Annotated in this window: 16 protein-coding genes; 5 read left to right on the top strand and 11 right to left on the bottom strand. The window is 61.3% G+C overall.

The genetic code is table 11. The features are described from left to right. Positions 1-10: 10 nt before the first annotated feature. Positions 11-1,345 carry a type VI secretion system baseplate subunit TssK gene (tssK, locus tag AB4037_RS03900; protein WP_441770600.1) on the bottom strand — a complete coding sequence of 445 codons (1,335 nt, stop codon included), beginning with the start codon at positions 1,343-1,345 and terminating at the stop codon, positions 11-13. A gap of 264 nt (positions 1,346-1,609) precedes the next feature. Here tssK and AB4037_RS03895 point away from each other — a divergent pair, with 264 nt between their 5' ends. Beyond that, complete coding sequence (locus AB4037_RS03895; RefSeq protein ID WP_441770599.1) at positions 1,610-2,197, top strand: DUF1036 domain-containing protein; 588 nt, start codon at positions 1,610-1,612, stop codon at positions 2,195-2,197. An 18-nt stretch (positions 2,198-2,215) separates the two neighbouring features. Further along, entirely contained in the window at positions 2,216-4,663 is a 2,448-nt protein-coding gene (locus AB4037_RS03890; protein ID WP_441770598.1) for a peptidoglycan DD-metalloendopeptidase family protein, read from the top strand. Between the two features lie 457 nt (positions 4,664-5,120). Here the strand turns inward: AB4037_RS03890 and tagH are convergent, their stop codons facing one another. The 3 genes from tagH to AB4037_RS03875 all read right to left on the bottom strand — a co-directional run bounded on the left by tagH (position 5,121) and on the right by AB4037_RS03875 (position 9,100). After that, a complete protein-coding gene (tagH, locus tag AB4037_RS03885; protein WP_441770597.1) occupies positions 5,121-6,434 on the bottom strand; it encodes a type VI secretion system-associated FHA domain protein TagH in 1,314 nt (437 codons plus the stop codon). Positions 6,435-6,480: 46 nt separating this feature from the next. Beyond that, positions 6,481-7,035, bottom strand: coding sequence for a DUF6931 family protein (locus AB4037_RS03880; protein WP_441770596.1), 555 nt, complete (start codon positions 7,033-7,035; stop codon positions 6,481-6,483). 307 nt (positions 7,036-7,342) lie between these two features. Beyond that, entirely contained in the window at positions 7,343-9,100 is a 1,758-nt protein-coding gene (locus AB4037_RS03875) for a type VI secretion system Vgr family protein (protein ID WP_434960575.1), read from the bottom strand. A gap of 281 nt (positions 9,101-9,381) precedes the next feature. Between AB4037_RS03875 and AB4037_RS03870 the strand changes: the two genes are divergently transcribed. The 3 genes from AB4037_RS03870 (at position 9,382) to AB4037_RS03860 (ending at position 14,748) form a co-directional block, all read left to right on the top strand. Further along, on the top strand, positions 9,382-10,749 hold the full coding sequence (locus tag AB4037_RS03870; RefSeq protein ID WP_441770595.1) for a sensor histidine kinase: 1,368 nt from the start codon (positions 9,382-9,384) through the stop codon (positions 10,747-10,749). A gap of 201 nt (positions 10,750-10,950) precedes the next feature. Beyond that, on the top strand, positions 10,951-12,228 hold the full coding sequence (locus AB4037_RS03865; RefSeq protein ID WP_434960573.1) for an ImpA family type VI secretion system protein: 1,278 nt from the start codon (positions 10,951-10,953) through the stop codon (positions 12,226-12,228). Positions 12,229-12,423: 195 nt separating this feature from the next. Further along, positions 12,424-14,748: a caspase family protein gene (locus AB4037_RS03860; protein ID WP_441770594.1), complete on the top strand. Its 2,325-nt coding sequence runs from the start codon at positions 12,424-12,426 to the stop codon at positions 14,746-14,748. Positions 14,749-14,839: 91 nt separating this feature from the next. On the opposite strand, the gene AB4037_RS03855 is transcribed toward AB4037_RS03860, so the two are convergent. The 7 genes from AB4037_RS03855 to AB4037_RS03825 form a co-directional block, all read right to left on the bottom strand. Beyond that, a complete protein-coding gene (locus tag AB4037_RS03855; RefSeq protein WP_434960571.1) occupies positions 14,840-15,205 on the bottom strand; it encodes a tail fiber domain-containing protein in 366 nt (121 codons plus the stop codon). 760 nt (positions 15,206-15,965) lie between these two features. Beyond that, a complete protein-coding gene (locus AB4037_RS03850; RefSeq protein ID WP_441770593.1) occupies positions 15,966-16,961 on the bottom strand; it encodes a zinc-binding dehydrogenase in 996 nt (331 codons plus the stop codon). 28 nt (positions 16,962-16,989) lie between these two features. After that, positions 16,990-18,075 (bottom strand): ABC transporter ATP-binding protein, encoded by a 1,086-nt coding sequence (locus tag AB4037_RS03845; protein WP_441770592.1) that lies wholly within the window; start codon positions 18,073-18,075, stop codon positions 16,990-16,992. Between the two features lie 81 nt (positions 18,076-18,156). Further along, a complete protein-coding gene (locus AB4037_RS03840) occupies positions 18,157-18,981 on the bottom strand; it encodes a carbohydrate ABC transporter permease (protein WP_434960568.1) in 825 nt (274 codons plus the stop codon). A 17-nt stretch (positions 18,982-18,998) separates the two neighbouring features. Next, positions 18,999-19,892, bottom strand: a complete 894-nt coding sequence (locus AB4037_RS03835) for a carbohydrate ABC transporter permease (protein WP_441770591.1) — start codon at positions 19,890-19,892, stop codon at positions 18,999-19,001. A 76-nt stretch (positions 19,893-19,968) separates the two neighbouring features. Continuing rightward, on the bottom strand, positions 19,969-21,381 hold the full coding sequence (locus AB4037_RS03830) for an extracellular solute-binding protein (RefSeq protein WP_434960566.1): 1,413 nt from the start codon (positions 21,379-21,381) through the stop codon (positions 19,969-19,971). A 115-nt stretch (positions 21,382-21,496) separates the two neighbouring features. Beyond that, positions 21,497-22,009 (bottom strand): VOC family protein, encoded by a 513-nt coding sequence (locus AB4037_RS03825; RefSeq protein ID WP_434960565.1) that lies wholly within the window; start codon positions 22,007-22,009, stop codon positions 21,497-21,499. Positions 22,010-22,093: the final 84 nt, after the last annotated feature.

Genomic DNA, 22,093 nt, shown 5'->3' with positions numbered 1-22,093 from the left:
TGCCCACATCCTACTTCACGTCTTCCTTGACGACCCACAGATTGAGCTCAAGCCCGGGCCAGTCGCCGGAAAAATGCATGCCGATGCCGCTGGCGGTGCTGAACTCAGGCCAGAGGGGTGACATGCGATCGAGGGCGAAATAGACGTGGCTGGTGATCGCCCGGATCTGCGCCGGCGGCGTCGGCAAATGAATAAGCCCGATGCCGGGAAGATGGGCGTGCACGATCTCGTTCATGCGCGTATTGGGGCCGACCTTGAACAGAGCCGGGAACTGTGTCTGCAACTCGGTGAGCGAGCGCTGGGCCGCCACTTCGAGCACGAATGTCGAAGCCCGGAACAAATTGCGGTCGGTCACCGTCGCCAGGAAGGCGTTGGTGGCCTTCTCCACGATTTCGAGCCGGATGGCGCGGCTGATGTCGACGCTGAGGAAGCGCTGAATGTCGGCCAGCACCGGGGCGAAGGTGGCGCCGGGATTGTCATGGTCGTATGCCGGATAGTCGTTGGCGCGTCGTTCGCGCGTGGAATAGGTCGCCAATTCTCCGGCCAGACGCAGCAATTCCACATAGAGCCGCTCGGGATGGGTATATTTCGAGCGGCGCATATGCCGAAGCGCCGGAATTTCACGATTGAGCATCTGCAGCACGAAATAGTCGACGCTCTGCATGCCGCCGCTGGAGCGCGGGTCCGAGGCAAAGCGCGCCAACTCGTCGAGCTTGGTCTCCACCCAGCCGATTACGCGGTCGAGCCAGCCGGTGACGGCGGCATGGGCGGCGACCACCAGCACGGGCGGCGCAAAGCGTTCGTCGAAGACGATGGTCTTGTCGTTGACCTCGATGATCCGGGCGCAGAGCATGGAAACGAAGCCTGGTTTCGGCGTCCGGCGGATTTCGTAGCTGAAACGCGGCACCGCGATGTCGATCTCTTCCTCGATCTGCAAGGCGGAGGAAGCGTCGATCAGCGTCTCCGATTGCACCACATAGCGGCTGCCACTTTCGCTCTCCGGCTCATCGACCTCGCGGCTGTTGGGCTGGGCCATGGGCATGCACAGCCAGACGAACAGCCCGGCTGCATTTTCGGGCACCATGGCGGGTGGTGGCGGCGGGCAATCACCGGGAAAACGGAACGGTGTGCCGTCCGACAGGACGCCGGCGGCGCGGCGCAGGCCGAATTTGCTTTGCTGCGCCAGGTCGCGGTCGATCTCGATTTCGCTGAAGCCCCAGGGATAGGGCGTGATCTGGCTGGTGCGGCCCTCGAGCAGGTGTTCGAGATAACGATCGCCCTGCTGCAAGTGATGCGGCCGGAGGAACAGACCTTCCGACCAAGCGACTTTGCTATACCAGGACATTGATCAGCCGCCCGAAGGATTTGGTTGTGTGATTGTCAGGCTTGGCAATGCTGTCGCAAGGCCTCGCCAAAAAAACGTTCGGCCGCTGCGCGAGCGAATTCTCTCGGCTTCTCATGAACTGTGCCATATGACCTGAGGAAGTCAAGCGATCCACCGGCTTACATCCACCATACCACTGTAGTTTAAAGCAGGCGTTCGACCGTCGCCTCCCCCATTGTGAGGTAGACAGAAAGAGGTGCGGCGGATACGAAATTCTGTCATCGCGTGATACAGTCGATCAGTGCTCTCGAAGCTGTTTCTTCAATGTCTGTGGTTGCGAAGGCCAAAGTGCTTTGCGATTTATTGGAATTGCCTAGAATCGCAAAGACCCGTCGAAACAAGGAGTTAGAGCAAAAGCGCGTTTTCTCTAAAACGCACTTTGCTTTAGGCCTCGCCATGACGTCGTTTGGCTTGATTCTGGGCCATGGCGACCCGGCCGAAGCGGCTTTCCGAGTGTGCAATCAGTCGGTCACTTTGTACAATGTCGCGATCGGCGCGGAAATCGACAGGAAATTCGCCACCGAAGGCTGGTGGACATTGCCAGGCAATACTTGCGTCACGCCGATCAAGGAAGATTTGGCCGGCCTCAAGCTTAGATATGTTTATATCTATGCGACGACCGCCACAGGTGACAGCGCATTCGAGGGAAGCTGGGACATGTGCGTCGACACCAAGCGCTTCAAAATCGAAAAGGTGCAGGACCAGCCCTGGGATTGCTGGGTGCGCGGTTTCGTGCAGGCCAAGTTCAAGGAGGTCGACACCGGCGATACCGGCTCGTGGACGGTGTTCATCCGCCCCGACGACAAACCCTGACCTCGGCACGCCTCCGCCATGGACGACAAGACAGTCATAGCCGGGCAAGCATCCTCCGATCCCGCGGATCCCTCCCGGCCGGGCGTGGCCAAGCCGCAGACCGAAGCGGCCGCCGAAGACACCAACGCCACCATCATCGTGCCGGCCAAGCCCGTCGCACGGGTCGCGAAGAAAACCGCCAAGCCCGCGCCAGACGGCGCCGGCCCGGCCAGGAATGTTCCCAAGGATACCGGCAAACCAACTCCGCCGGCCGCCCGCCCCGCAGGCGCGCTGGTCTATTTCGCCATGGCTGCCGCTCTGGTGTTTCTCGGCCTCGGCTCGGCCGTGACCACGATTTATTTGCTTGCTCCCGATCGAACCCGGCAGCAGGTCACCGTGACCGACAGCGACCTGCAGGCCAGCCTGGTTCCTGTGCAGGGCGAGGACAATGAAGCGGAAGACGAGGCCCTGATACGGGCGGCAATCAAGCCGCGCATCATCGATCTCAGCGGTGACCCGGTGATCGTGCCACAGCTTGCGGGCGCTCCGCGCCAATTGATCAAGCTGGCTGGTGACACGCAGCGCAAGGCAGCAGTCAACCTCGGCATCAAGAACGAGGTGTTTCGGCTGAAGGACGTCCTCGACCTGCCCACTCCGCAATCGCAGGTCGCGGTGCTGGGGTCCCAGGAGGACATCGCCATCGCCCAGGAGGCGCCGGCTTCCGCCGGCGCGGTCGACAACGCCCCCGGCGCCGACACGGCCACCGGTTCCTCTTCGATCGCCGCTTCGAGCAGCAGCGCAGGCGACAGGGTCGCGGATTTTGCCGAAAAGGCCAAGGTTCGGATCCCCCTTACGGACGCGCTCGGCAATCTCGGCCTTGATACCCAGCGGGCGAGTGCGGCCGGGGACGCCTTCAATGCCTTCTACAGCCGTCCGATGCTCGAGGCCGATGACCGCTACGTGGTGCGCGCGATCGCCGTTGATGGCGATCCCAACCACATGCAGCCGGTGCAGGTGTCTGTTTATGCCAAGACCGAGCTGATCGGCTCCATCGCCCTCAACGATGTCGGCGCCTATGTGCGTTCCGAAGATCCCTGGTATCGGCGCGATCCCTTCGCGGCGCCGCTGGCACCGGCGCAGGTCGATCCGGAGAACCAGCCACGCCTGCTCGATGCGATCTATGTCACGGCGCTGCGCAACAGGCTGCCCGCACCGGTGATCGGCGAAGCGATCATGCTGCTGTCGCGTGCCCAGGACCTGGAGCAGAAGGTGCAGCCAGGCGACACGATTTCGCTGATCTACTCGCCCGCTCCGCGGGATTCCAAGCAGGGCCTCGGGCGTATCGTCTTTGTCAGCATCGGGCGTACCACCGGTAATCTCGATTGCTATGTGATGCAGCCACAGGCGGGTGCGCCCTTCGAATGCGTGTCGTCGGCGGGCCAAGGCAGCGTGCCGGATGGCGGCATGGTCACGCCCGTCAACGGCGTGATCGTCGCCAGATTCGGCCCGCAGGGCTCGGACAGTTCGGCCGCATCCATGAATTATGGCATCGACTGGACGGCTCCCGAGGGGGCGCCCGTGGTTGCCGCCTATGCCGGCAAGGTCACCGCGATCGGCGAGGAGAGCAATTTCGGCACGGTGGTGCGGCTCTCCCATGATGATGGCAAGACCTCGATGTATGCCTATCTCGCCCGGGCGGCGACCGGGCTTGCCGTTGGCAATAGCGTCCAGGCCGGTGAGGCCATCGGCTATGTCGGCACGCCGGCCTCCAGCCGCGAGCCGCGCCTGCATTTCGAAGTTCGGAACAATGGCGTGCCGGTCGATCCGGTCGCCGACAGCCAGGTGAGTACCAGCACCGGCACCCCCAACGCTCCCAGCACGAGCACCAGCGGTGCGAACGGAGCCGTCGACCAGTTCGTCGGTCGTATCATCACCATCGAAAGCGCCAACAAATGCAATGCCGCCAACCCGCTCTCCACGGCGGTCGGGCTCGGCCAGTTCATCGAGTCGACCTGGATGACCACCATCCGGCTGCATCGTCCGGATCTTCTGGTTGGCAAAAGCCGCCAGGAGGTGCTGGCGCTGCGCACCAATTGCGACCTCGCACGGGCGATGACAACAGCCCACACCCGCGACAATGCTGCGGTGATCAGGCAGGCCGGCCATACCGTCACGCCCGGCAATCTCTATCTGGCGCATTTCCTCGGCTCGGGCGGGGCGGTGAAGGCGCTCCGAGGCCCACAGAACAGCCTGATCTCCGACGTGTTCGGCGCCGCCCATGTGCGGGCCAACCCCTTCGAACAGGGCAAGACGCTGAGCTTCCTGATCGCCTGGGCCGCCAAGAAGATGGGTGCGGCGATCTCGGGCAGCTCCACGCCGTCGCAGGATACGGGCACCAGCACGGCCAACAACGAACCGCTGGCGAAATTCGCCAGCGATCCCGCCTTCGCCGCGCTCAAGACATCCGTGCTGGCGCTGCTGCAATGAGGGGTCGTGCCGGGCCTCATGCGAATCGGAGTTGGGACTGCCCCTTCCCCAAGGCGTCTCGCCTGCTCTTCCCATCCGCTCGCCCGAGCGTTGCCATGGCGACCAAGACGCCTACGGGCGCCAACTTTGCGGGCGACGGCCCAGTGGAACCAGTGGTCAAGTTCGGCTGTAATAGCAGGTCGCGTTGAGATTGATTCTCTGGAAACACGGCAATTGCGGAACGGAGAGCCGATCGTCCGACACTCTCTTGAGTGTCGCAGGGACGTCCGCGCTCCCAGGAAAGCCACGTCTTCGATAGGTCAGGGTTTTTGAGACTTGATGCTATGCGACATGTTCTGCGACCGGTTTGGGCCGAAAATGGACGCGGAGCTGGCTATGGTATCATTTCACCCTCTTCCGGAACCCCGGAAGACCGACGCCGTCCCGGCACACTGCCTGCAGGTCATAAAGGCGCGCCTTACGAATGCCTATTGCGGTTCGAGGCGCTCAGCTTGTCATATTGCTCGGCATAGAGTTCCAGGAAGGCGCCCAGCATGCCATGTTCGCGGCGCCCGGCCCTGGCGGCCCAGCGTTCGGCATAGAGCTCCCAATAGTTCCCCTTGCCGGAAAACAGGGATTTCCTGGCATCCGCGGCGGTCTTGATGGCCTCGGGCGACAATTCGTCGAAAAGCTCGGTCAATGCTGCCTGCATCGAGGCCAGAAACGCGACCTGGTGCATTTTGAGGTCTCCGAAAGCGTTCTCAAGCGCGGCCTGACCGTCGAGATAGCCCCGCGTCCGCGGGCCGAGCATCACCCGCAAGGCCTCTTCGGGGGTCGGCATGAATTTCAGTGGATTGTTGTCCTCGGCGCTGATCATGGTGCGGTTGCCGGCACGCGACAGCGCCTTGGCCTCGGCCCTCGCCCGTAGCAAGGCCATCACATGCAGGCAGGCGATGTTCAGGAGCCGTCCGGCATCTTCAGCCAGGTCGCCGGCATCGGCACCGCTGAGAACGTTTTCTGGAATACCGGCACCGGCCGCAAAGCGGCGAATGAACTCGGCCGCGCCGCCATCGTCCGAAGATGGCGCCGCAACGTTCTTCGCCACGGCTGGCTTGGGGGCCTCCGCCGCCTCCCCGGGCGTGACCACGATCGGTGCCGCCTCTTCAACTGCCGGTTCGGCCTTGGCGGGTTCGACCGGCCGGGGGTGCTCGCTTTCCCACAGCGCTGCGGCCGGGGCAGGCGTTGGAATGGCCGGCCTCGGCTTGCGGATCGGTTCCGCCTCCTCGAGGGGTGGCGGCACATAGGCTGCCTGGTGCAGGAAATCCGGCCCGCGGTCGACTTCGCTCAAACGCGGCACCAATTGGCTGGCATCGATGGGCGGCGGCACCTCGTGCGGGCTGTCCCAGATATCCGCACTTGCCAAGGACGGGCTCGGGTCGGGAGACGGCACCGGCTGGGCCGGCTGGACCGAGACTTGCGGCAGCTTGACCGACACCGCCAGTACATAGTCACCCACCGCCAACCTGTCCCCATCGGCGAGACGATAGGGACTTTGCAGGCGCTTGCTGGCGCCATTGAGAAAGGTGCCGTTGGTCGAGGTATCCGTCAGCCAATAGGCACCATCATAGAAACGCACTTCGCAATGCTTGCCGGAGATTACCCGGTTGCGGTCGGGCAAGGTCCAGTCGAGATGCTGGTCGCGCCCGAAATCGAAACCGCGCTTGTCGATCGCAAACTCCAACGGCCCGCCATCGGGCAGGCGATCAAAGTTCTCGATCCGGAGTGTCAGCATGGCGGTTGCGAGGTCCTGTCACGTCATGAGGCCAAATGTAAACTGATCAGGTACCGCCGCGGCGCAGCAGCACCACGGCATCGCCGACGAGGTCTTCCATCCCATCGACCTGCTTGGCCAAGGGCAGGCCGGCGATCAGCAAAGTCAAGCCGACATTCACGGCATGGCCGGTCAGATGTGGGGGCGGTGGTACCGGATGTTCAGGATTGGGCGACAAACTGCCCCCGCTCCAGCCCACCGCCAAGGCGGCCCAGGCGAAGGCCCCCTTGTTGGGATCGTCCATGCCGGCATCAAGGGCCGCGCGGCGGGTGAATTCAATCGGTTTCTTCAGCCAGTCCTCGACCAGGCGGAGCAGGTCGGTCTCCGCCGCGCTCGGCGGCGGCTGGCGCTGGCGCAGCGCCAGGCTGAGCCATTGCACCGCCTCGCGGCGCGGCAGCAAGAAGGCGCAGAACGCCATGGCCTTGCGTGCGCCGCCCTGTGCCAGCAAGGCGTCGATGAACGCGAAAGGCTCAAGGTCGAGATTATATCCGGAAAACTCGCCATCGAGATTCGGGAAAGCTTCGATCACCTGCCGGGCCGTCGAGAACCGAAGATGCTTCATCTCGTCTCCTGCGACCGTTCGAACGCGCTCCTTCTGCTCGCGGTCACACCCCAATATCGCATCACTTCGTGCTGCGATGCGCGCTCAGGCACAACTTGCAGACAAGTTGTGCCTGGGATGACACGAGTGAGCCGATAAGGCGGCACCATTCTTTGCACTAACTCATTGTTTAAACGTATTTTTGCAATTTCTCGCACTTTCGTCCAACCAAAAATGCTTCCACAGCATCCCAACCGATTTCTGAAAATGCGTTGCGGTGCTGTGGATCTTTACTATCGCTTGTTCGGCCGGACGGTAAAGACACGCGCTAATTGACGAAAACCAAGGCACCCTGAATCGTCAAGGGTGCGCCGGTCGTCACCTGGCCGAGCGCATCCGACTGTACTTGCAGCAATGCGCTGGCCTTGACGGTGATCATGGTCGACTTGAGCGTTATCCCGACGGGCGTCATGGTAAATGTGCTCGTGCCCACGGTGAACTCGATCTTCTGATTGGCCTTCACCGTCCAGGTCGACATGATGGTTTCGTCACGGTTGTTGCCGATCTTCACCTCGACATTCTGACCGATCTCGCGCCTCTCGTCGTTCTCGACCTTGCCCTCGAGGTCGTGCTGGGCGTGGAATCGGATCAGTTCGTTGCCGGCGGTATCGTCCATGATCAGCTCATTATAGCCCGATCCGCTGAGCGTCTGCGTCTTGGTGCCTGATACGGCGTTGAGCTTGTCCTTCACATAGGGCGCGACATTCTCCGCATTGTAGACACTGCCCGTCACCAAAGGCTGGTCCGGGTCACCCTCGATATAATTGACCACGACCTCCATGCCGACCCGTGGGATCTTGACGTCCCCCCAGCCATTTCCGGCCCAGTTCTGCGCGATCCGCACATAGCGGGACTGGGTCTTGTCGCGATCCCAGAAGAACTGCACCTCGATGCGGCATTGGTCGTCCACGTCGCTGACCACCAGCGCGGTCTGCGGACCGTGAATGACCGGCTTGGCCGTCACGGCCGGTGCCCGGAAGGCAATGTCGAGCGGCTGAAACTCGTAGCTGCCGGAATAGCCTTCCTCGCCGGACGCGTCGACCGAGCGATAGGCTTGGGCGCGAAAGAGATGATGGGCCCGCACGATCAGATATTTAGTGCCTTTGCTGGCCGGGGGATTGCCAGCAAGCGTCATGGTGAAGCCCGGGCAGCAGGTGACGGCGTCGCCGCCGGCGGTCACGCGCTTGTCGATGGCCTGCTCGGCCTCCAGCCTGACATTGGCAAGCGTGGTGCCATCGCCCTTCTCCGTATAGCGGCCGGGATAATCATAGAGTTCGAGGTCGCCATGCTGGTACCTGGCGCTGGCCGCCTTTTCCGCCATCAGGTCAGTGCTGGGCTTGTGATAATCGTAGTCGTCCAGCGTGACCTTGCCGGATCGCAGGCGCCGGCCTTCGGCCCATTCGTTCAGCCTGTCCTTGAGGGTGATGTTGTCGAGGCCGACAGCCGCAAATTCGAGAGCCGCGCCACCGAGCTTGGGCTCATGCGCCGCACTCGCATCCGCCATGACGAGCTTATGGTCGGACTCGCTATGTTCGAAATAATAGTAGATTCCGTATTCCTCCATCAGCCTTGAGATGAAGGCAAAATCACTTTCGCGATACTGCACGCAATATTCGAGCTGCGGATAGCTTTCCGATAAACGTTGCTCGAACTGGATGAAGCCGCGATTGTTCAGGACCTGGCTGATGATCTCCGGTACGGTCATGTGGCTGTAGATCTTGCAATTGGTGGTCCTGGTCAGCAGCCACAGCCAAGGGCGGAGCACCAGGCGATAATAGCGCAGATCCTGGTCCCTGCCGATCCATTGCGTCTCCACCAGCACGCCGTTGAAGTTGCGTTTGACACCCTCATGATGGGACTGGATATCCAGACGGCATTTGGTGCCGAGAATCTTGTCGAAATCGACCTCGTTGTCGTCGCTGACCACTTCGAGGCGATATTCGAAAAGCTCGCTGAGGCCCTCCGAGCCTTCGAACCGGGTGACGACGAGCTTGTCCTTGCCAAGGCTGCTCGTGAAAGAGCCCATTCGTGTGTCTTGACCGAATATTTGTGCCACAGCCTGCCCTCGCTCTACCACGTCGGCCAATGAAGGCTAGCTCTGTTCAAGTTCAGCGTCTACGGCATAGACGCTTTGTCGCTTCCCACATTTAGGGGGTCCCGGCCATAGTCCTCGCATCTCGGGCTGGTGGGTTTCGACATTCTTGCTATTCTTATTGGAGGGCCTGTCGCTGTGCTGATTTAAGCGCCTGCTGCTCCGTTGACGAGCGGCGATCCAGCCGGGCAGCCATATTGCATTGAGGACGGTGTATGAGCCCGGTTGCGGAAGATTTGGGGCAGTTGGGACATCTGCTCGCCACCGATACCTTGGCTGTCATCGCGGCAATTGCCCTGATGAGTTGGCTGCTGCGCCGACGGGAGAACGTCCTGGCGTGGCTCTGCTGTGCGGGTGTTGCCTGGTGCCTGTTCAATCTCGAGGGCCTGGCCGAGATCGAAGCACGGCCCTTCGGCCTTCCGGTCAACCGGATCGCCCTGCTCTATCCGCTGCTTTTCACCACACTCGGCCTGGCTGCGAGCCTGGTCGGTGCGAGTCTTCCTCGCGGCCTGGTGGTAGCGATGGCGTTGGGCTGCCTCGGCCTCGGCGCCGCAGCTTTCCCATTCCATGGCCTGGAGATCATGCGGATCGCGGGCCTTGCGACCATAGGCGTATCGCTGCTCATACTGGGCTTCTTCGCAACGAGGGCGGAAGCACAGATCGGCGCGCCCGAAAAACTGGCCCTGGTCATTCTCTATGCGCTCGGTCTCGGCGCGGTTGGTTTCGATCTCTATGCCGGGACGATCCGGTCCGGCCACGGCACGCGGCTCGCGCCTTATGCCGGAGTCGTCCTATTGGGCTTCAGCGGCTTCGTCATCCTCAGGCATATCCTGGCCAATGCCGAGGCACGAGAAAGGCTCAACCAGACGCTCGGCCAACGCATCGAGACCACCAAGGCCAATCTCTTGGCGAGCGAAAGCGCGAGGCACGCCCTCGAAATCGCCCATGCCGTGAAGCTGGAACGCGAGCGCCTGATGCGGGAGATTCATGACGGCATCGGCTCGAGCCTGGTGGCGGCGCTGGCTTCGGCCGAACGCCAGGGCAAGGAGAGCACGACGGCTGTGGTCGCCCTCAAGGGCGCTCTGACCGATCTTCGCGTTGCGGTCGACTCGCTCGAGCCGGTGGAAGGCAATGTCGCCACCCTCCTTGCCAGCCTGCGCTATCGCTACGAGCCCGAGCTGCGAAAATCAGGGATTGCGGTCAAATGGATGGTCGAAGACGTGCCGGAGCTCGACTGGCTCGACGCGCCGAGCGCCTTGCACGTGCTGCGGATCCTGCAGGAATCGGTCAGCAACACCATGGGCCATAGCAAGGCGACGCAGCTCACCTTCAAGTGCAAGATGGCGCTGCTGCAGGGAAGGCCGGGTCTTCGCGTCGAGATTGCCGACAATGGCAGCGGTTTCGATATAAACGCTCCGGCCATAGGCCGCGGCCGCCGGAACATGGTCCAACGCGCCGAAGCCCTGGGTGCCACGCTGGACATATTGAGCAAACAGGGCGAAGGCACCGCCACCATCCTTTGGCTGCCGCTGGTCCGCAGGCATGGATTGAACCTGGAGGAAGGACAGGCAGCGGAGCAATAGACCGCTCGCAAGACCCACGGAATTGCTTTTCATAAGACACCGACAGTGGATCGATCGTTCCAAAACACAGATTGCGGAAGGCGGCCGCGGCCTTTGACAATGATCCGCGCGGCATTTTTGCGACCTCCCCCATATGGGGGGTTGCAGGTGGAGGCGCTGAACCGCATCATTTCGCTGCGGGATCCCAACAGGTAGGCCAAGATGGCAGTCTATGCCGGCATCGAGAACGAGATTTCAGCCGACACTCCCTGCGGGCCGGATCCCGATGCCGACGCCGATGCCCAGAATTTTCTGAGTGTCGCCGAAGGCCAATTGCCGGCGAGCTATCGCAGTTTCAACAGGAAGTCGTTCGAATCCAAGCAAACGCTTGCCGATCTTCGTACTCATCTCGAGAAATCGCGCGATCTGCGCTATCTCATCCTGGCGGCGAAATATCATATTCTGTCGGATGATTTGTCCGGCTTCGTCGACGCCATCGCAGCGAGCAATGCCTTGCTCGTCGCGCAGTGGGATCATTGCCATCCGACCCAGGCGGCCGGCGGTGCGGAACTGAGGTCCGCCTTCCTCAAATCGCTCGACGACCTGCCCACGGTCGTCCTGCCGCTGCAGAGCGCCACTTTGATCAACGACAAGCGCCTCGGTGCGGTATCGATTCGCTCGGTCCTGGTCGGGGAAGGAAAGCTGCCTGCCCGCGAGGGGGAGACGGTCATCGAGTCTTCCAGCATCAAGGACGCCTTTCTGCGGTTCGAGCCGCTGCAGCAGCTTGTCGATTTATCGGCCAGTCTTGAGACTGTCCTCGCCAGCCTCGAAAGCCTGCGCCAGCTTTTCATCGACAAGGCAGGACACGAGGCAGCGCCCCAATTCGAGCAGTTGCCAGATCTGGTGCGCGCCATTCGCGCTTACGTGGATGGTATCGTCACGACACGCGAGCCGGGCTTGGCACCGGCGGCGCCTACCGAAACCGAAAGCAGGCCGGAAAGCGCCGACGCCGCTGCCCCACCGCCCGCTCCCTTCGCGCCTTCGAATGTTGCTTCGGTGAAGGAGGCATCCAATGCGCTGGCCGCGATCCTGACCTATTATGCCGGCAAGGAACCGTCGAGCCCGGCGAGGCTTCTCCTCAAGCAGGCGCATCAACTCGTCGGCAAATCCTTCGTGGAAGTCATGAAGATATTGGCGCCTGGACTGGTCGAGAAAGCCAAGATCCAGATCGGCGGCACCATGCCCTTTGCCTTGAGCTTCGCCCAGCTTTCGGCGCTGGCGGTCGAGGACGGCAAACCGGACGAGACCGAGGCAGAGGCCCGCATCTATACCGTGGCGACGCGCGGCGAGGCTACGGCGCTGATGCGCCAGATCGAGATCTTCTACAACAATATCGAGCCATCGAGCCCGATCCCCATGCTGATCGAGAAGGCGAGAACTCTGGTAGCCAAGGACTTCAATGCTCTTCTCATGGAAATCTCGCGCAAAGATGAGAAGTAGGATGCTAAATCCTGAATCAACCAGGGTCGCTCATCGGGACGAACAAACGAGACATTCGGGGAGTTAAGTAAGGTATTCTTATCTCCTCTTCTATGCTTTCGGACTAAGCCGATATCACTATTTCGAGAGTGGCAGGCAACTGCTTCGAAAACTGATATCATGGAGTCAAATATAGTACAGGAGGCGTTGGTGGAGATGCTGACCTCAAATCAGGATCCGGGCAAGCGTCATTGCCTTGCTTGGAGGACCGGCCTGCCGGTTGCAGCGCTCGCGGCTGTCATGCTTGCCTTGCCGGCGAGCGTCAAGGCGGCGGAGCGGCGCGTGGCTTTCGTGGTTGGAAACAGCCACTACACGGTGGTTCCCCAGCTCAACAATCCGGACAAGGATGCGCAGGCCGTCGCGACTGCCTTGAAACGCGAAGGCTTCGAAGTGGTGTCGGCGCTCGACCTCGATCGGAACGATTTCGACAAGGCCCTGCAACGCTTCATCCGCTCGCTGCCGGGCGCCGACCTCAGCGTGTTCTATTATTCCGGCCATGGCATTCAGGTGGGCGGCGACAACCGCATCATTCCCATCGATGCCAAGCTGAAGGATCCGGCCGACCTGGAGGTCGAGACGATCAACGTCAAGACGATCTTCGCCTATATGCAGCAGAACTCCAAGGCGCAGCTCATTTATCTGGATTCGTGCCGGAACAATCCATTCCAGTCCCGCTCATTCCTGGTCGGGCCGCAAAAGCAGATGGCGGTCGCCGGCGTCGGCCTCGCCCCCCTGACCAGCCCGCCGAGCAGCCTCATCGCCTATTCGACCCAGCCCGGCGCGGTCGCGGAAGATGGCACCGGGGACAATTCGCCATTCACCGGCTCCATGGTGAAATATTCCTTCACGCTGGGTGTCGATGTGCAGCGCGCGCTCGACAAGGTGACCGACGACGTGTGGGCGGCCACCAACAAGCGCCAGCGCCCCTGGTCGGTCGGCACGCTGGCCCAGCCGATCTATCTGGCCAAGCCTGTCATCCGCATTGCCGCGGCGGCACCCGTACAGGTTGCCAGGAATGCCACCGTGAAGATTGGCCCGGCGCCCAAGCAGGGATCGGATACTTTCACCGATCAGGAAGCCCCGATACAGGTCGCCGCGCTGCTTGGCGAAACCTTCAACAAGCCGCGCCGCGTGCCGATCGGTGTCGGCCAGGTCGCGATGCTGGACGATCTGCCGCTGGTGCGCGCCGCGACGGGCGCGCAAATCCAGATCGCCGCGGCACCGGGTTTCGGTACGATGTATCTCAACGGAGCGCCTCTGGCCGAGGGTGACGTCGTCGACCAGAACGCCGTGCGTGCCATCACCTTCGAACCGTCGATCGGCTCGGAAGGCAAGGTGCAAAGCGTGCAGCTCAAGGTCGAGCAGCCCGGCGGCGAGGGACAGGTCGTCACCGGCAAGATCGAGTCTTTCGTACCCGTCTGCGACGACAAGGCGGGCGAACCACTCGACCCGCAGGGCGTCACCGTCGGCAAGCTGCCGAACGAGATCGACGCCAAGCCGGCCATCGCCGCCTGCAGCGAGGCGGTCGCCAAATTTCCCACTGTCGCGCGCTATAAATACGAACTCGGCCGCGCCAAGCTGGCCGATAAGGACGTTGCGGGCGCAATCGAACTTTTCAACGCGGCTGCCGATGCAAGCTATATACGTGCCTATTATGAGCTCGGCTATCTGGCCGAACGCGGCCTCGGCCGCTCGCAGGATCTGGTCGAAGCCAACAGGCTGTTCAAAATGGGCGCCGACCGTGGCGACCCCTATGCCATGCTCGCCTATGGCCGCAACCTAACCCTGGGACGAGGCGTGGCCAAATCAGTGGATGAGGGCGTCAAGCTGCTCAACCGGGCTGTGGAACTCGGGCATACCTATGCGATGAATGCTGTCGGCGCCATGTATTATTATGGCCAGAACCTGCCGGCCAATCCAAAGCGCGGCGTCAAGTTCTACGAAGCGGCCCTGGCGCGAAACGACATCTATGCGATGCGCAATATGGGCATCGCCTATCTCGACGGTAAAGGCGTGGCGCGCAAGCCGGCCATGGCAATGGAATTGTTCAAGCAAGCCTCCGAGGGCGGCCATCCCGGCGCGCCCACCAATATCGGCGCCATGTATTTCAAGGGCAACGGCGTCAAGAAAGACCTGGCGACCGCCACGAGCTGGTATGAGATCGGCGCTGAACGCGGCGACTTCTACGCAGCGTCCAATCTGGGCTGGATCTATTCCAAAGGCCCGGCGGCGCAGCGCGATCTGGAAAAGGCTGTCTGGTATTCGAGCCTCGCCGTCGCGCTCGATGCTTACGGCGAACACAAAGAAGAAGCCGGAAATCTTCAGGCTCTACCGCTGGCCGAGAAAAAGAAGGTCATCGACAAGCTCAATGGCGAGTTGGGCAGCGATGCGGTGGCCCCGACATCGGATGTCGACAGCACGGTCGTGCTGCTTGCTCGCAAGGCCTGGCAGAAGCGCAATCCTCGTCTCGACCTGTTCTGACGCAGCGTCGCAACGGAGGCGAAGGACAGTTCTTTTCTACGGCATAGAACCTGGCTTCAAGCCAGGTTCTATGCCGTCGGCATTATTGCACTCAGCGACCGAGCAGGTGTGCGGCCCTTTGATAATCCGCCAACATCGTCATCTTCACATCGATGCGGTCATAGTCCACCATGAAGTAGCCACTGTCGGTATGGATGACCGCTTCCGGGTGTGTCTCAAGAAGATCCTGGGCCATGACGCCCACATAGATCGGGCCGCCCCAGACATAGCGGAAGCGATAGATGGTGAGGCCGCTGGGAGACTGGCCGATGGCACGGATATCGGTCTTAAGCCGGCGGTCCGACCACCCGCCGCCCCCGCTCGAGCCGCCGCCGCCGCTATTTCCGCCCCCACTGCCTCCTCCGCCGCCGCCGCTGGGCATCGGGCCGCGTTCATCGTCGCCAGCGCCTGGCTCCATGATCACGCGCCTGCGCGGGGGCATCATCTTGTGATGAGGTCGGGTCGACCTCATCTTCCGACGCAGAGGCTCCGGTTCGTCCACGTAGACAGGTTCGTCGGGGTAACCTGACGCGCAGCTGGCAAGCACAACGGCCAGCCCGCTTCCCAAGACCCCAAACAACAGGCCCCGCCGAACTTCAAATTTGCTCGTCATCAGTATCTCCTAAAATCTGGCGGCACACACCGCGCCGATAAGGATCATAACAAGTACGACGGATTCAGGCGTGACAGCCCGCACAGAGGAACAGGCCGACCTGTATAGAAGCCGCCCCGCTGAACTGACCAAATGGTCAACAAAACAAGCGCGAAGACGACGACCCTGGTGAGGATATAGAACAAAACCCGTTCGTCACATAGATATAGTCTGTCTTTGCAAAGCAATTCCAGACGTCCCGGTGTGAGCCAGCCTGGAATGAAGACCGTGTTTTCCGGGCGATCGGCAGCCAAACGCCCCCGAGAGATGATTGGCTCGAGAGGCCTTTCCGAGTTGGGAAGGTCGGCCGTCAACCAAACCAAGGATCAATCCGCGGCTGCCGGAACTGGATCAGCCTCTTGCCGCCGGCGCAAGCAAGCCGCAGTGGGAGGAACCCACGCTGATTCGCAGAGCGGTTTGCCGGTTGGATCTGCAGCTCGCTCAAATGCGGTCTCTTGCGATCCCTCAAAACGCGCTTGAACCGCCCCAACGGTCATACAGGCTCGACAGTCCGGCTTCAAAGAACTCAGGCCGCGGTCCAATCGAGGATGACGAATGGTTCCTCGACTTCCTTCCGGAGCAATCTCCGATAGGACGTGGCGGGGTCATATGGTGTCATCGCGCTGAACATTCCGGCAGTCGGAATGCGGTTGTCCGCCAGCCATTTGAGTGCGGTCGCCAGACCAGAGAAGGTACTGTGCGGCGCGTTGTTGTAGCCCTCATAGAGTTCTTCCCATATGAACCCGCGAGAAAGGACAGGAATCTCCCATTCCCAGCCGCTGCGCAGCACGACATAGTTGAAAAAGACTTCGTGCAGGATTTCATGGGCCGAGATGTCCGTGTAAGCCTTCCAGGGAACGCCCACCAGCACAACCTCGCCGCGCTTGCGGACGACTTTGCAGCCATCGAGCACAGCCTTCTCGTGGCCGGAGCAATCAATCACGAGGGCGACCTTCCCTCGATAGTCCGCGTCCTCGACCGGAATGGCGGCCAGTGCCCGGCCAATACCGGAAGCGAGTGCCTTTTCACGGCGCCCGTGATCCGGCTCGACGATGGTGACGTCATAGCCCGCGATCTGGCACTGATGGGCTGCCAGGTAGCCGACCGGGCCAGCGCCGCAAACGATGACCTTCTCGCCGGGACGAGCCGCCGTCGTCATCAGCGTGGTCATCGACACGCCCATCAATCGTGCGACGACGGCAAGTTCCGCCGGCATGTCCTCGGGTATCTTAAGCGTGTAACGGTGATCGAACTGCTGGGTGGACCGATGACCGCCCATGCAGAGCAGGCGATCCCCCACCTTCACATCCGTCACGGCCGTACCGATCTCCTCAGCCCGAAAAACCGCTGCATAGCCCGGGCGGATCGGAAAGCTGTCGCCATTGGCCCAGGCAAGCTCGGTGCCGGGGCTGATAAGCGTGACCAGGGTGGGCCCACGCACCTCACTCGCGCCCAGTTTTTCCTCCTCATAGTCGAGGAGTTCGAATTGCTGCTTGCCTGTGAATACGATTTCGCGGCCCATGACGATCCTCAAACTTCTGGATGGGCGGTCACGCCCTGATGGCTTCGCCGCTGGTGGCGTCGAAGACGTGAAGATGCCGGGGATCGAAATTAACCCGGATGCTTTGCCGGTCGGCCGAGGGGCGGCTGGAAGCCGGGATCTGGGCGCAGAGTTCCTGTTCGCCGATCCGCAGATTCAGGAGTGCTTCCGAGCCGAGATATTCCGTGACCTCGATCGAGGCGTCATGACCTGGCGTCCCATCGGGGACGACCTGGATGTCGCTGGGACGTATGCCGATGACGGCCTTCTGGCCGGCCTTGAGCCGGGTGGCGATCGAGGCCGGCACCGGGAAGCCCAATGGCCCGGCCGAAAGCATTGCTCGACCGTTCGCCTGCTGAACCTCGGCGGGGATGAGGTTCATCGCCGGACTTCCGATGAAGGTCGCCACGAACAAATTGCGAGGATGCGCGAAAACCTCTTCGGGGGAGCCGACTTGCGCGATGTGACCGTCCTTCATGATCACGATCTTGTCGGCCAGGGTCATGGCCTCGACCTGATCATGGGTGACATAAAGCACGGTCGTCCCGAGGCGCTTGTGCAATTTGGCGATTTCGAGCCGGACTTGCGTGCGGAGCTTCGCGTCCAGGTTGGAGAGCGGCTCGTCGAACAGGAAGACCTTGGGCGTGCGCACCATCGCCCGTCCCATGGCTACACGCTGGCGCTGGCCGCCGGAAAGCTGCGACGGCCTGCGATCGAGCAGGGCCTCCAGGCCGAGTATCCGGACGGCCTCGGTGATACGAGCCGCAACGTCCTGGGCCGAGAGCTTTTGCGGCTTGAGCGCGAACTCCATGTTCTGCCGCACCGTCATATGCGGATAGAGAGCGTAGTTCTGGAAGACCATCGCAATCTGGCGGTCCTTGGGCGCAACGCTGTTCACCACCCTGCCCGCGATCTCGATTTCGCCTTGCGAAATGTCTTCGAGGCCCGCGACCATCCGCAGGGTCGTCGTCTTGCCGCAGCCCGACGGTCCCAGCAGGACCACGAACTCCCCCTCCTCGATCGCCAGGTCGATATTGTGCACGACCTCAATCTGGCCATAGCGCTTGATGACACCGCGCAGCGTTACGGATGACATGCGGTTACACTCCCAACTGCCTGGAGCAGACGCGTTCAGGCTGAACGCCTCCTTGCTCTAACCCCTTGTTTCGACGCGGCTTCAGCCCTTGACGGAACCCATGGTCAATCCCTTCACGAGCCAGCGCTGGCAGGTGAGGACAAAGATCATTCCTGGAATGAGCACGATGAACGAGCCGGCCATGATGCGTCCCCATTGGACCGCATCGCTGGACCAGAAGGACATCACCGCGACGGTGACCGTCTGGGCCTTGGAGCCGGTCAGCATCAGTGCGAACAGAAACTCGTTCCACGAGAAGATGAAGCAGAACACGGCCGAGACGGCCAGGCCTGGCGCGGTCAGGGGGAGCGTCACCTTGAGAAAGGTGGTGATCACACCATGCCCATCGACCTGGGCCGCTTCTTCGAGGGCCTCGGGGACCTCGTCGAAGAAGCCCTTCATCAACCAGACGGTAAGTGGAATGTTGAAGGTCGAATAGACGATGATCAGGGCAAGGGGTGTATCGAGCAGGCCGATCGTCTTGAAGATGATGTAGTATGGCACGACGACGGTGATCGGCGGAAACATCCGCATCGACAGGATCCAGAAGGCGACGTCGTTGATCCACTTGTTCTTGATCCGTGAGATCGCATAGGCGGCGAGCGAGCCTATGACCAGGCTGAAGGCCGTCGACCCCAGCGCCACGATGAGGCTATTCAGGATCTGCAGGTGGAACGGGCGTATGGTGAACAGGTCGTAGTAATTCTGCAGCGTCGGCGTGAAGATGAACTTCGGCGGCTGCGAGAACATATCCACGGGCTGTTTCAACGACGAGGCGAGGATGAGATAGATCGGCAGCATGAAGACGATCAGCACGATGCCGATGAGCAGATAGATCAGCGTTTTTTCGCGTATTGTGGGCGTCATGACTTAGAACCTCCCGCCTATCTTGCCTGGATGGCCTGGCGCCGCTGCATCGATCGGAAGAAATAGGTGATCAGCAGCGAGATGATGACCAGCGAGACAAAGGACGCGGCAGCCCCTACGCCCATCCGCCAGAACGTGAAGCTCTGGCGGTAGATGTAGAGCGACACGACCTCGGTCGCGTCAGCGGGACCGCCCTTGGTCAGCACGTAGATGATGTCGTAGATCTTGAAGGCATCGATCGCCCTCAAGAACAGCAGGCTCGCCAGCACGGGCCTCAACTGGGGCAGGGTCACGAAACAAAAGACGTCCCAGCGGGAATTGCCGTCGATGCGGGCTGCCTCATAGGGTTCCGTCGGCAGGCTCTGCAACGCGGCCGCCGTTCCCATCATGAAGAAGGGCGTCCATTGCCAGATGTCGGCGATGGCGATGGCCGTCAGCGCCCAGTTCGTGGTGGTGATCCAGCCGATGGGCGAGATCCCAAGCAGTCCGGTAAAATAATTGAGATAGCCAAGTTCCGGGAAATAGAGGAACAGCCAGACCAATCCCACGATCACGGGCGAAATCATCATGGGAATGAGCAGGAGGGTGCGCACGATCCCCATGGCCGGCAGTTTCTGGGTGACCAGAATCGCCATGCCCACGCCCAGGACCAGTTGCACCGACAGCGTCATCGCCATCAGCTTGAACGTGGTGATCAAGGCATGCAGGAACGCCGAGGAGCTAAGGACTTCCGCGTAGTTCGACAGCCCGACGAAAATGCGCGGGATGAAGGGCTTGGCAAGGTCATAGTTCCGGAAACTGAGCCAGAGCGCGTACAGCATCGGGAAGATGGTCGTGACGAACAGGATGACGATCGCCGGCAGCAGAAAGATGCGTGCGATGGCTCTGTTGCGGTTGGCTATCTGGCTCATGGCGTCTCCCCGATGCATCGGCTGATCGCCCCGGCTCGCAGGCCGGAGCTATCCAGGCTGGAGGTCCTCGTGCGATCTACTTCGCCAGGACTTCGACCGGCGTGTCCTTGATCCAGCGCAGGCGCTGTTCGAGCGGGAACATGGAGAGCTGCGTATTCACCGCAGTGCATGCCTTGGTCAGGGCCTCGAGCGCCGTCGGCGTTTCCCCAGCCATGTATTTGCTCAGCTCGACGCCGAAGTTTTCTTCAACCGTCTGGTAGAACGGATGGAAGATCCGGCGACGCGCATCGACCTGGCTGTCGAGGAGGACCTTGTAATAGGGGTACTTGGCCTGAAGCTTGGGATCGGCGAGGATCGACTTGCGGAACTGGCTGACGCCCTTGCCTTCTTCGGCAAACCGTCGCATGAGCTTCTCGCTCGTCGCCCATTTGATGAATTCCCAGGCCGCGTCCTTCTCCTTCTCGGGTGACTTGGCGTTGACGGCGAAACCAAGCGTGCCCGTATAGGTCGGTTGGGCCCCCGCGTCCGAGACGGGGTTTGCGGCAAAACCGACCTTGCCGTCCTTGGCGACCGTCGCCTCGTCGGGATTGGTCAGCCGCACCGAACGCACGCTCCAATAAGCTGCCTGTGCCGCCGCTCCGCGCTCCATGAAGCCGGACTGGATGTCCCACATCAGCCCCAGATAATCCGGCGGATTGAAGGGGATGAGCGCCTTCATATATTCGGCGGCCTTCACATGGGGCTCGCCCGTCATGGCGCACAAACCGGTCTTCGGGTCCCAATAGTCGCCGCCGAAGGAGCGCATGAAGGGGAAGTAGTCGTGGGTAATGGCCCCCTGCACGCGGCTGTAGGACTGGCTCACGCCATAAAGATCATGATCGAGGGGCTTGCCGCCGGCCGGCTCTCCCTTCTTGCGCGTGAAGAACTCGGCAATGTCGCGGTATTGCTGCCAGGTCTTGGCCGGCGCCAGGTCGTAGCCGTATTTCTTCTTGAAATTGGACTTCTCATCGGGGTTGTCGATCAGGTCTTGCCGATATTGCTGGAGCCACGTCATTCCCGAGGCCGGGAAGCCAAGCAGCTTTCCTTGCCAGCTCAGTTCCTGCAGCTGAACGGGAACGATGTCGTCAAGGCCGATCTCCCTGGCATCTCGCTTGGCTCGTGACGTCAGGTCCTCCAGCGCACCGGCTTCGCCGAGCATGCCGACCCAGGGACTGTCCACCCACAGCAGCTGGTAGGTGGGACTATCGGAGCTCGATTCGACGATGATCTTGTCGATCAGCCCGGGATAGGGCAGCTGGTCGATATGGACCTTGATGCCGGTCTGCGCTTCGAACTCCCCAACGAGGGGAGCGACGCGCGTGACCGACGTATCGCCGATACCGAGCATCTTCAGTTCCACGCCGGCATAGGGCTTGTCCTGCGCCCAGGCAGTTCCGGCCAGCATGGTCACCATGCAGGCCGCCCACACAGACTTCTTGACGTGTAGCATTCCCATTTCCCTCCCTGGATATTAGGCAGTGCACGCTTATTCGATTAAGCAGATAGTCACCGGACTGCTTGGGTTCAGCCGGCAGGGGAAAGCTGCGTTCCCTGCCCTCAAACTCTCAGCTATTCACGGACCACATTTTCGGGCCGCCGTCGCGCTCGTAGCCCAGCGCTCCGTCCCAGCTGACCAGTTCGAGAGACAGGCCCCATGGCGCCCTCAGATAGATCCAGTCGAGGCCCTCCAGAGGCCCTGACGGGATGCGCGTGGGTCCATCGAGCACTTCGACGCCGGCAGCGCGAAGCCTCTCCGTGGCAGCGCCCACGTCATCGACCTGGAAGGCAAGGTGGAAGCCGCCGACCTCGCTGTTGCGTTTCATCGGTGTCTGCTCGGGCTCGCCGGAATATTCGAAGAGCTCGAGATTTCCTCCGTTCCCGCACAGGATGACGCGCTGATCCTTGATGCGCGTCCCAGCCGGGACACCGAGTCGGCGGACCATGAACTCGTCGTCGAGATCGGCACCACCGCATTCCATTACCGTGACGGCACCGAAGACCGTTTGGAAGAAGTCAACGGCCTGTTTCATATCCGGCACGGTGACGCCGATATGCTGAATGCCTCTAACCTGGATCAAGTCTTCCCTCCCTCGGTGCCGCTTATCCGTTTAAGCAATTTTGTGCGGACTTCAGTAGTAACTAATTAGTTATTTCATTTTGGC

Origin of the sequence: Labrys sp. KB_33_2, assembly GCF_052114505.1 — a bacterium.
GTDB lineage: Bacteria > Pseudomonadota > Alphaproteobacteria > Rhizobiales > Labraceae > Labrys.
This window is presented reverse-complemented; position numbering and strand designations above follow the sequence as displayed.

What these genes read in the sequence shown, in the direction of transcription:
- AB4037_RS03870 (WP_441770595.1), top strand. Translation starts at nt 9,382, where the DNA reads ATGAGCCCGGTTGCGGAAGATTTGGGGCAGTTGGGACATCTGCTCGCC.
- AB4037_RS03835 (WP_441770591.1), bottom strand. Translation starts at nt 19,892, where the DNA reads ATGAGCCAGATAGCCAACCGCAACAGAGCCATCGCACGCATCTTTCTG.
- AB4037_RS03840 (WP_434960568.1), bottom strand. Translation starts at nt 18,981, where the DNA reads ATGACGCCCACAATACGCGAAAAAACGCTGATCTATCTGCTCATCGGC.
- tssK (WP_441770600.1), bottom strand. Translation starts at nt 1,345, where the DNA reads ATGTCCTGGTATAGCAAAGTCGCTTGGTCGGAAGGTCTGTTCCTCCGG.
- AB4037_RS03860 (WP_441770594.1), top strand. Translation starts at nt 12,424, where the DNA reads ATGCTGACCTCAAATCAGGATCCGGGCAAGCGTCATTGCCTTGCTTGG.
- AB4037_RS03830 (WP_434960566.1), bottom strand. Translation starts at nt 21,381, where the DNA reads ATGCTACACGTCAAGAAGTCTGTGTGGGCGGCCTGCATGGTGACCATG.
- tagH (WP_441770597.1), bottom strand. Translation starts at nt 6,434, where the DNA reads ATGCTGACACTCCGGATCGAGAACTTTGATCGCCTGCCCGATGGCGGG.
- AB4037_RS03845 (WP_441770592.1), bottom strand. Translation starts at nt 18,075, where the DNA reads ATGTCATCCGTAACGCTGCGCGGTGTCATCAAGCGCTATGGCCAGATT.
- AB4037_RS03850 (WP_441770593.1), bottom strand. Translation starts at nt 16,961, where the DNA reads ATGGGCCGCGAAATCGTATTCACAGGCAAGCAGCAATTCGAACTCCTC.
- AB4037_RS03855 (WP_434960571.1), bottom strand. Translation starts at nt 15,205, where the DNA reads ATGGAGCCAGGCGCTGGCGACGATGAACGCGGCCCGATGCCCAGCGGC.
- AB4037_RS03880 (WP_441770596.1), bottom strand. Translation starts at nt 7,035, where the DNA reads ATGAAGCATCTTCGGTTCTCGACGGCCCGGCAGGTGATCGAAGCTTTC.
- AB4037_RS03875 (WP_434960575.1), bottom strand. Translation starts at nt 9,100, where the DNA reads ATGGGCTCTTTCACGAGCAGCCTTGGCAAGGACAAGCTCGTCGTCACC.
- AB4037_RS03865 (WP_434960573.1), top strand. Translation starts at nt 10,951, where the DNA reads ATGGCAGTCTATGCCGGCATCGAGAACGAGATTTCAGCCGACACTCCC.
- AB4037_RS03890 (WP_441770598.1), top strand. Translation starts at nt 2,216, where the DNA reads ATGGACGACAAGACAGTCATAGCCGGGCAAGCATCCTCCGATCCCGCG.